Here is an 8,551-nt window from a genome sequence, read left to right on the forward strand (position 1 = left end):
CGTTCGTCCTTTCGCGCGGACGACGAGGACGTCATGTCGACAGTTGATGGGCAGGTGATCGCATGGGCGCGGACTGCGCTTGAGCGCTCATGTCCGGACCCCGCGCCCTTCAGGGTTGCCTCAGCGAGGAAGTGGATTGCGGTGTCGACGCGGCGCATGGGGGCGGTGTCGACCGACTTTGGGACATTGATGCCACCGTATTTTAAGCGGACGGTCTCTTCGCGGGGACCGGAGTTGCCGATTGCCTCGACAAGGACCTCGATCGGGTTGCGCTTGGTCTTCTTGTGGATGGTCTCGAATGCATCCCGCACGATCCGGATTGCAAGCTGCTTCTTTCCGGTATTATTCTCGGTCTGCATCAGGCGGTTGATGAGCCGCTCGACGATCATCATGTTGCTCTTGCCGAATTCCTGGCGGGAGAACTTGCCGCAGGAGTGGGGGATGATCTGCGCCGTGAGGTTCACGTAGCGCACGAGGCTGGGGTCAGTGACCTTGACTTCGGAGGCATCATACAGGTTGAACAGGAGTTTCTTTCCGGCTTCTGACATCTAAAATCACCTGCGCGGTTTCTCCTTCCTGCCAATCACCATCTCGTGGAGGCAGACATTGTTCACCTTGGTGACGACAAACCGGACGCCCGGGATATCTCCCATGGAACGACCGAGACGGCCGCCGATGCCTTCGATCTCGACCTCATCGTGTTCGTCGATGAAGTTGATGGCACCGTCGCCAACGGCAAAAGCGCTGACCTGTCGTCCGTTCTTGATGAGCTGGACGCGCACGCACTTCCGGATGGCGGAGTTGGGCTGCTTAGCTTCGACACCGATCTTCTCAAGTACGATACCTCTCGCCTGCGGAGCGCCCTCGAGGGGGTCCGATTTTACATCGAGATTGAGTTCACGGCGGGCGTAGTTCTTGTCTGCCCACCGGAACTTATTGGAGTCCCGAACCAGTTTTCTGGCTGCGAATTTACCCTGTCCCATTAAATAGCCTCTGTAAAGTGATTATGTGGTTATCGATAACCCACACTGGGATAATGTACTACGCGGGTGATCGATTTATAAATTGTGGCATCCCACCTGCCTGTCTTACACTATTGGTTCTAGATGATAATAACATTTTATCCCCATGAGCGCACCAAGCTGAGCAATGAATACCGGCATCTATAAAGAGGTGCAGATTGACACGAGCCACCGCCTGCTCCACTATCACGGCAAGTGTGCCAACCTCCACGGGCACCGGTGGAAGATTGAGGTCTGGATGGAAGGCGAGCCGGCCCCGGATACGCAGATCGTGATCGATTACTCCCTGATCAAGAAAGTGGTGGAGAAGTACGACCACCAGATCATTTTAAACAAGGAAGACCCGATGGTGCCCCGCATCGCCGAGTTCCACCCGGTCATCACGACGCCCGGCGATCCGACAAGCGAACTGATCGCCGTCCTCATCCGCGACGACATCCACAAGACCTGCCACGAGATGGGGATCAAAGCGAAGGTAACGAAGATCCGGGTCTGGGAATCCCCGACATCCTGCGCCGAGATAACGGAATAAAGGAATGAAGGTCGCAGAGATATTCCGGAGCCTGCAGGGCGAGGGGAAGAACCAGGGAAAGCCCTGCTTATTCATCCGGCTTGCCGGCTGCAACCTGAACTGCCGCTGGTGCGACACGCCTGAATCTCGGAGCGGGGGCAGGGAGATGAGCCGGGATACCGTCCTCGAACATCTCTGGCGCATCAATCCGCCCTATGTCTGCGTCACGGGAGGAGAGCCCCTCCTCCAGGCAGAGGAACTGGAGCCCCTCCTTGTCTCGCTCGTGAAGCGGGGATCGGCCATCGATATCGAAACGAACGGGACGGTCGATTTCTCCCGGCTCCAGCCGTATGCATCGATCTGCATGGACGTGAAGTGCCCGTCCTCTGGCGAGAAGAGTGACCTTTCTCTCTTATCGAGAATCCGGCCGCAGGACAGCGTGAAGTTTGTTGTCAAGGATGAGGCTGACTGCCTTTATGCGCAGGGCGTCATCACCTCGTACCCCATTGCAGGAGAGATCTTCTTCTCACCGGTCTTTGGCACGGACTACAAGATCATCTCGAAATTCCTCTTAACGAACAACCTGCCGGTCCGGATGCAGGTCCAGCTCCACAAGGTCATCGGTGTCAAATGATGAAAGCCGTCTGTTTACTCTCGGGAGGTATGGACTCCTCCACGCTTGCGTACGTTGCCCGAAGCGAAGGCTACGACATCTGCGCCCTGCACCTGAACTACGGGCAGAGAACAGAGAGCAAGGAACTTGCCTGTGCAAAAAAGATCGCGTCCCTCCTGGACGCACAGGAGTTTGTCGAAGTGGATGTCGGGTACTTCTCGCGCTTTGGCGCAAGCAGCCTCACAGACAAGGGGATTGCCGTGGAGGAGTTCGACCCGGCCCGGGCTCACCTGCCCAACACCTATGTCCCGTTCCGGAACGCGAACCTCCTCTCGATTGCCACGAGCTTTGCCGAGGCGAAAGGGGCGGATGCGATCTTCATCGGTGTCCAGTCTCTGGACTACAGCGGGTACCCGGACTGCCGGCCGCAGTTCATCGAGGCGTTCCAGAAGGTCATCGATCTCGGCACGAAAGATACCACGAAGATCACCCTCAAGACGCCGTTCATTCGGCTGACCAAGACCGACATCCTGAGGGTTGGCATGAAACTCGGCGTGCCGTACGAGCATACCTGGTCCTGCTACCGGAACGAGGGAAAGGCCTGCGGCACCTGCGGCTCGTGCCACTTCCGCAAAGAGGCATTCGAGGCCATCGGGATCCACGACCCTGTCGAGTACGAGGGCTGATATGGAAATCTTCCGCGGCCGTCGTCTCTGGATAGAGACAAAGAAAGTCCGGCTCCCCACCGGGACCGAACACGAAAAGGTGATCGTCCACCCGTCAAACGCGGTAGCGATCTTCCCGGTTGACGGTGACCGGTGCAAACTTTTGAAGCAGTACCGGTATGCCATAGACCAGTACAGCATCGGGGCGCCTGCCGGTACCACGGAACAGGGAGAGGAGCCCCGTGCCACGGCAGGACGCGAGCTGATCGAAGAGACCGGGTTTGCGGCAAAGACAATCGAGCCGAAAGGCTTCATTTACACAACGCCCGGGTTCACGGACGAGAAGATCTTCCTCTTCGAGGCCCGCAACCTCTCGCCCTCGCAGGAGTACGCAAAGGACGAGGATGAGGTGATTGAAGTCATCGATGTTGCGCTGAAGGATCTTCCGGCAATGATCCGCGATGGAAAAATCGTTGACGGGAAGACCATCTGCCTGATCCAGCGCTGCCTGGGGTGCTGAGCAGTGCGGGTATTCCCTGTTCTTATCCTGATTGTGATCCTTATCGCAGTGGCAGCCTTTGCCGGGTGTTCCGGCACCGGAACAAAAGCCTCGTATTCCGTGGACAGCAGCGGTGCCCTCTCGGTCACCTGTGCTCCGGTCACCACAAGCGAACAGGTGCTCCTCTCCAACGAGACGTACACAAAGTCGCGGATCGTCCTGCACACGCAGAGTGGTGACGTGGTCACGTATCTTTCGGCCCCCAAGCAACCGAAAGCAGCGATTGTTTACGTTCCCGGTGCCGGTGAAAAACCGGAGGGTCATGAAGGACGCATGCTGCATTACGCGGAGGCAGGATACGCATTTCTCTTTGTTGATACCCGGGGCCGGGGAGAAGAGACGGGCGGGATCCCGTTCGGCCAGCAGCTGATCCAGCAGGACTTCACAAAGTTCAAAGCCGGGGAGTGGCCGCAGTACTACCTGAGCATCTGCGATCTTGTCAATGCCCGGAAAATGCTTTCGGACCGGTTCTCCGTGCCGGTGTATGCAGTCGGGTCCAGCAACGGGGGACGGTACGCAGCAATAGCAGCGGGTGTTGACCCGGGATATACCGGGTATGTTGGTATCTCAACATCGGACTGGGGCATTCTCGACGCATTCACTGTGCAGGGGTATACCGGCGATCCGATCCGGTTCGCCGCATCACTGGAGCCAGGCACCTATTTACCGAAAATCGCGCCCCGTCCGGTCTGGATCTTCCACAATGCAACCGATCCCATTATTCCCTTTGACAGTGGGAAGGCATTCTATGACAGAGCGGAAGAACCCAAGACCTTCACAGAATTTTCAGGGGATCATGGCATAAATTCTGATGTCGATTCACGAATCCTTTGGCAATGGGCGCAAATTTATGCCACCAGCAGGTGAATAGCTATAAGCTTTAACGAGGTTTGAGCGGGCAATGGCAGAAGAAGTTGTGGAGATGGACGATGCGCGCAAGCGCTACGAGTTCAAGAAGACGCTGGAGAAACTCCAGTCGCAGCAGGGAGACGGGACGGAGCTGATCACGCTCTACATCCCGCCCGACAAGCAGATCTACGATGTGACCGGCCAACTCAAGGACGAGTTCGGCCAGTGCGCCAACATCAAGAGCAAGCAGACAAGAACGAACGTCCAGAGCGCCATCTCCTCGATCCTCTCCCGGCTCAAGTACTACAAGCGTCCGCCCGAGAAGGGCATGGCCGTATTCTGCGGTACCGTCAAGACCTACGGCGACCGGACCGACCTCCAGTGCACCATCATCGAACCGCCGGAGCCCATCGGCCTGTACATGTACCGGTGCAGTTCCAGCTTCGAGCTCGAACCGCTCCTCCAGATGCTCGAGGAGAAGTACGTGTACGGCCTCCTCGTCCTCGACAAGCGCGAGGCGTACTGGGGCTTTTTACGCGGCAACCGCATCGAACCCATTGGCGGGGCGAACTCCACCGTTCCCGGCAAGATGAGGAAAGGCGGCCAGTCAGCGGCCCGGTTCGGCCGGCTCCGGGAGATCGCCATCGACGAGTTCTATACCAAGATTGGCGAGCGGTCAAGCGCCATCTTCCTTGCAGAAAAGGATTACTTCGAGCGGTTCAAGGGCGTCCTGATCGGAGGGCCGAGCCCTACTAAAGAGGAGTTCGAGAAAGGTAACTACCTCCACCACGAGGTCCAGAAACGGATCATCGGGCTCTTCGATGTCGCTTACACAAACGAGGACGGGCTCGCAGAGCTCGTTGACGCGGCAAAGGACGCACTCAAGGGCATGACCGTCATCAAGGAAAAGGCGATCATGGAGAAGTTCTTAAAGGAACTTGTCAAGGACGACGGCCTTGCCGCGTACGGCGAGGAGAGCATCCGGCACAATCTTGAGATTGGCGCGGTCGACACTCTCCTCCTCTCCTCGAAACTCCGGAAATCGCGGCTGAGGATCAAGTGCCAGACCTGCGATTACACCACCGAGAAGACCATCAGCATCGAGCCGGGCAAAACAGTGGCCGATATCCCCCTTGGCATCTGCCCCAAGTGCTCGGCACCCCTTATCATCGAAGAGGAGATCGATATTGTCGACGAGCTGACCAAGATCGCCGACCAGAGCAGTTCCAAGGTCGAGCTCATCTCGGACGATTTCGAAGAAGGATCGATCCTCTTTTCCGCATTCGGCGGGATTGCAGCCATCCTCCGCTACAGGACGGGATATTAGATGCCTGATAACATGTTCGCTACGATTGAGATCGCAAGCAGAGAGACCGCCGGGGTTACCGATGCACTCCTTGTCGAGGGAGGCGAACATGCTGACCTTGCATCAACCGTGGCCTTCTCCCTTGCCAAGCAGAGAAAACAGGCGCCGGTCAAGATTGCGCAGGACCTTGTTCTCGACCTGAAGAAGCGACCGGAACTTGCCGGCATCACCATCGAGGCAAAGGGGCCGTACATCAACTTCATCTTCGGGAATGCATATGTCAGCAACGTGATCCGGGCTGCGGTGAAGCCGGGATACGGGAACCTTGAGAAAAAGACAGAGCGGGTCGTGCTCGAACACACGAGCGCCAACCCGAACGGCCCCCTCCATGTCGGCCATATCCGGAACTCGATCATCGGCGACACGCTCGCCCGGGCGTTCCGGAAGGCCGGGTACCCGCTGGAAGTCGAGTACTATGTCAATGACATGGGCCGGCAGATCGCCATCGTGGTCTGGGGATTCAACAACCTGGACAACACGCAGCTGCCGGGAGAGAAGGAGGATGCCCACATCGCCCGGATCTACATTGCGGCGAACCGCGAGATCGAGAAGGACGAGGGGATCACCCAGCAGGTCAATGTCCTGATGCAGCTCGTGGAGAGCGGCGATCCCGCTACCGTGGAGAAGTTCAAAAAGGAAGTCTCCCGCTGCCTCGACGGGTTCCGGGTCACGATGAAGGACCTCAATGTTGCCCACGACAAGTTCGTCTGGGAGAGCGATTTCATCCGGAACGGGAGCACGGAAGAGATCATCGGCAGGCTTAAAGAGAAGCCGCAGGCGAAACAGGACGAAACGCTCTACCTCGACCTCTCCGAGTTCGGGTTCGAGAACAAGTACGTCATCCGCCGGAGCGACGGCACCTCGGTTTACGCAGCCCGCGACCTTGCGTTCCATGCATGGAAAGGGAAGAACTTCGACCGGGTGATCGACGTCCTCGGGGCAGACCACAAGCTCATCGGCGCCCAGCTCCAGTGCACAATGAGGTGCTTGGAGAGAAGGTTCCCGAGATCGTCTTCTTCGAGTTTGTCTCGCTCCCGGAGGGTTCGATGAGCACGCGGGCTGGCAAGTTCGTGTCGGCAGACGACCTCATCACCGAAGTACGCAAGCGGGCCTTTGACGAAGTCACGGCACGGAGGCCGGAACTTCCCGAAGATGAGCGCAGGAAGATCGCAGCCGCGGTCGGGCTTGCCGCCATCCGCTACGATATCGTTAAAGTCTCACCGGAGAAGAGCACGGTCTTTGACTGGAAGGAGGCGCTTGACTTCGAGCGGCAGAGCGGCCCCTACATCCAGTACGCCCATGCCCGTGCCTGCAGCATCCTTGAAAAAGCCGGAGATTTCACCGAGTGCTTCGAGCTTGAGACCGAGCAGGAGATCGCGCTCGCCAAGCAGATCGCCCGCTTCCCCGGCATCATCGAGCGAGTGGTTGCGGAACTACGGCCGAACATCCTTGCCATCTATGCCCGCGAACTGGCGGACACCTTCAACTCGTTCTACCACTTCGAGCAGGTGTTGAAGAGCGAGGGAAAGGTCAAGGACCGACGCCTGACGCTCGTTCTTGCGGTCCAGAACACCTTAAAAGAAGCGCTCGAAACGCTCGGGGTCGATGCCATCCGATCCATGTGAGCCCCTGAGAAAACAGGGGTACCAGTTTTTTTCCAAGTCTTCGACAGCCGCGCTCAAGCCCTGCATGTGGTGCAAGCGGGCGCTTGCCGGCGGCGACATGTGCTACAAGCACCAGTTCTACGGGATCGACAGCCACCGCTGCGTCCAGCTCACCCCGACCCTCCGGTGCAACCAGCGCTGCCTCTTCTGCTGGCGCTCATTCGAGCACGAGCCCGCGGAGGCGGATGAGTGCCCGCCCGAGACGATCCTTGCCGGCATCCACCGGTTCCAGAAGAAGGCGCTCGCGGGCTACAATGCGGTGCTCGACAATACGGTTACGGAGGAACGGTGGAAAGAGGCGCTCGACCCGAAGCATGTTGCGATATCGCTCTCGGGCGAGCCGACGCTCTACTCGCGGCTGCCGGAACTGATCGACCTCTTCAACAGCAAAGGGTACACCACGTTCGTTGTCAGCAACGGGACGAACCCGGAGATGCTGAAGCGGTGCAACCCGTTCCAGATGTACGTCTCGCTGGATGCGCCGGACAAAGAGACGTACGAACGGGTCTGCCGCCCGATGGGGGATTACTGGGAGCGGGTGCAGGAGAGCCTCCGGCTGCTCGGCTCGCGGAGGTCGGCGGTCCGGATCACGCTCGTGAAGGGGCTTAATGACATTGCCCCGGAACGATATGCCGCAATCCTGCAGGAATCGGGCGCACGGTTCGTGGAGATCAAAGGATACATGTATCTGGGATACAGTAGAAACCGTTTGGTCAGAGAGAACATGCCGGACCATGCGTATGTCCGGGCCTTTGCGGAGAAGGTCGCGGCCGCGTGCGATTACCGATACAAGGACGAGAACGAATTGAGCAGAGTGGTAGTTCTGGAGCGAAAAACATGAGATTCAATCCCGAAGACTGGAAACAGAAAGCGCACGAGAACTTCGAAGGCGCGTGGCATGAAGGGCCGTCGATCCTGACTCCCGCAGCGCACGCGGATACTTACCCGTGCCGGGTGTACAAGCGGGCGCAGGCCCACCCGGTCTTTGCCACCATCAACAAGCTCCGTGAGACCTACCTCTCGATGGGCTTTGACGAGGCCGAGGTCCCGGTCATCATTGACGAGAAGGACATCTACCGGCAGTTCGGCCCCGAGGCCATGGCCGTGCTCGACCGGGTCTTCTACCTTGGCGGCCTCCCGCGGCCGAACGTGGGGATCGCACGAGATCGTCTCGACAAGATCAACGCGATTCTTGGCAAGACGATGGCACCTGCGATTGAGGAGAAGCTCCGCGAGACGCTCCATGCCTACAAGAAGTCCGAGATCGACGGCGACGAACTTACCGACGAACTCTCCAAGGTG

The 8,551-nt window shown here is 58.3% G+C and carries 9 protein-coding genes and 2 pseudogenes; 9 read left to right on the forward strand and 2 right to left on the reverse strand.

Translation table 11 applies throughout. The features are described 5' to 3' along the window. Positions 1-548: 30S ribosomal protein S7 (locus tag CW742_RS03500; RefSeq protein ID WP_292416517.1), on the reverse strand; the 548-nt coding region annotated here is incomplete at its 3' end. Positions 549-554: 6 nt separating this feature from the next. Next, the gene (locus tag CW742_RS03505; RefSeq protein WP_015286779.1) at positions 555-983 is read right to left on the reverse strand and encodes a 30S ribosomal protein S12; all 429 of its coding nucleotides are present in this window, start codon (positions 981-983) and stop codon (positions 555-557) included. A 166-nt stretch (positions 984-1,149) separates the two neighbouring features. Here CW742_RS03505 and CW742_RS03510 point away from each other — a divergent pair, with 166 nt between their 5' ends. The 9 genes and pseudogenes from CW742_RS03510 to CW742_RS03550 all read left to right on the forward strand — a co-directional run. Then, entirely contained in the window at positions 1,150-1,554 is a 405-nt protein-coding gene (locus CW742_RS03510) for a 6-carboxytetrahydropterin synthase (RefSeq protein ID WP_292416520.1), read from the forward strand. A 4-nt stretch (positions 1,555-1,558) separates the two neighbouring features. After that, complete coding sequence (locus CW742_RS03515; RefSeq protein ID WP_292416523.1) at positions 1,559-2,167, forward strand: radical SAM protein; 609 nt, start codon at positions 1,559-1,561, stop codon at positions 2,165-2,167. Continuing rightward, positions 2,167-2,832 (forward strand): 7-cyano-7-deazaguanine synthase QueC, encoded by a 666-nt coding sequence (gene queC / locus CW742_RS03520; protein ID WP_292416536.1) that lies wholly within the window; start codon positions 2,167-2,169, stop codon positions 2,830-2,832. Before CW742_RS03515 ends, queC begins: the two co-directional genes overlap by 1 nt. A gap of 1 nt (position 2,833) precedes the next feature. Next, positions 2,834-3,331, forward strand: a complete 498-nt coding sequence (locus CW742_RS03525; RefSeq protein ID WP_292416526.1) for an NUDIX hydrolase — start codon at positions 2,834-2,836, stop codon at positions 3,329-3,331. Positions 3,332-3,334: 3 nt separating this feature from the next. Continuing rightward, on the forward strand, positions 3,335-4,237 hold the full coding sequence (locus tag CW742_RS03530; protein WP_292416528.1) for an alpha/beta hydrolase: 903 nt from the start codon (positions 3,335-3,337) through the stop codon (positions 4,235-4,237). A 34-nt stretch (positions 4,238-4,271) separates the two neighbouring features. After that, positions 4,272-5,546, forward strand: a complete 1,275-nt coding sequence (gene prf1 / locus CW742_RS03535) for a peptide chain release factor aRF-1 (RefSeq protein ID WP_292416531.1) — start codon at positions 4,272-4,274, stop codon at positions 5,544-5,546. Beyond that, positions 5,547-7,210: pseudogene (argS, locus tag CW742_RS03540) on the forward strand (arginine--tRNA ligase). Next, positions 7,191-8,090, forward strand: coding sequence for a 4-demethylwyosine synthase TYW1 (twy1, locus tag CW742_RS03545; protein ID WP_292416533.1), 900 nt, complete (start codon positions 7,191-7,193; stop codon positions 8,088-8,090). The pseudogene argS and the gene twy1 overlap by 20 nt, the downstream one beginning before the upstream one ends. Next, positions 8,087-8,551: pseudogene (locus tag CW742_RS03550) on the forward strand (O-phosphoserine--tRNA ligase); the annotation flags it as partial. The gene twy1 and the pseudogene CW742_RS03550, both read left to right, overlap by 4 nt.

It is taken from the genome of Methanoregula sp. (genome assembly GCF_002835825.1).
In the GTDB taxonomy this organism is placed as follows: domain Archaea; phylum Halobacteriota; class Methanomicrobia; order Methanomicrobiales; family Methanospirillaceae; genus Methanoregula.